The 1,301-nt window shown below is 46.1% G+C and carries 2 protein-coding genes; both read right to left on the reverse strand.

Translation table 11 applies throughout. From position 1 onward, the window contains the following. Positions 1-606, reverse strand: a 606-nt coding sequence (locus tag M977_RS23725) for a phage terminase large subunit family protein (RefSeq protein ID WP_167351120.1), incomplete at its 3' end; no start/stop codon positions are given. Beyond that, complete coding sequence (locus tag M977_RS23730; RefSeq protein ID WP_064519617.1) at positions 606-1,145, reverse strand: DUF1441 family protein; 540 nt, start codon at positions 1,143-1,145, stop codon at positions 606-608. The genes M977_RS23725 and M977_RS23730, both read right to left, overlap by 1 nt. Between the last annotated feature and the right edge of the window lie 156 nt (positions 1,146-1,301).

Consider the following 1,301-nt stretch of genomic DNA (forward strand, 5'->3'; position numbering starts at 1 on the left):
CATGCCAGATGACATAAAGGTGGTGGTACGTTTGGAAGCAAGGGAGAACGCATCTCCTTCCCCGTCAACATCCTCGGGGAATCGGTCGTAGTCCGTTAATGCGACATATTTATAGTCAGAAGAAGACATAATATTGACGGATGGCCAGCCAATTTTAAGGAAGGAACCATCCCGAAAAATCTTATCATGTACGTTGTTATCATTTCGGCGAGGACTTAGTCGCCGCGCAACTTCAGGGCTGCTTCGAAAGGTACGATCAAGACGCTTTTTAGAGTGCTCCCTTGCCTTGTCTTCCGTCATTTGTACAACAAGCATGTCCGAAGGGTCGCAAACTATGCTGTATACAACCCAGCCATCAATTAGCCCGATGGTTTTCCCTGTCCGCGCCGGTCCAACAAATACCACCGCATCATATTCACGCGATGCAAGCGTATCCATTGGCTCAAGTACATATGGTGCAACATTTGGTTCCCACGGGACCGAATTACCAGCGCCTTTCGGCACCCTCATGTATTTTCTTACCGCTGCGGATACCTTTATTCTGCGTGGTGGTTTAAGACTTAATGAAATATCTCGTCCAATATTCATCGCTGACGCATAAGCCATTAATCCTCCTCGACAATAACCTCCCCTTTATCACCCATGAGATCTATTGCGCACGCGTGGTACGTACGCTCTGATAACGTTGTCCGCAAATCATCAATAGCACCCTGGACGACAGCGACAGATTGCGGATTTAAGGCACAGTCACGCTCAAGAATATCCGGGATGGTATCCAGCACCTGTACAACTGACTTTGTCATCGCTGAATAAACTGTCACTACCTCATTTACGGGAATGAGTCCGCGCTGTTCTTTTTCCAGTTTTATTCTTTCATTTTCTGACTGAAACCAATCTTTACGTTCTTTCGGCTCCATTTTAGAAGGGTCGTGAATATCATCAGGATCAGAGACTACCGCCCGGGCAAAGAGAGCCGGCCCCACATCCTTGAGTGCGTAAACTGAATTACCCTTCACCACTCCAGCGACAGGAATATTTGCTCCAAGTAGCAGGCGTTTAACTGCTTTCCGGTCAATGCTGAATGCTTCCGCTATCTTGGCAATGCTCCAGTGATACACATCACCAATATTGCTTACACTCGACATATCACTACGATTCCCCAGCTAGAAATGAATTTTATTTCATTATTTCAGTAAGTTAATACCTATTGAAGTGTCCAGCACCCTCAGGGAAAGGACAGATGATATTTGGCTAATGATTTAAATTACAACAAGTTAGCTGAGGTGGTGGTGTCCGCATGA

The sequence above is a fragment of the Buttiauxella gaviniae ATCC 51604 genome, from assembly GCF_001654835.1.
GTDB classification, from domain to species: Bacteria; Pseudomonadota; Gammaproteobacteria; order Enterobacterales; family Enterobacteriaceae; genus Buttiauxella; species Buttiauxella gaviniae.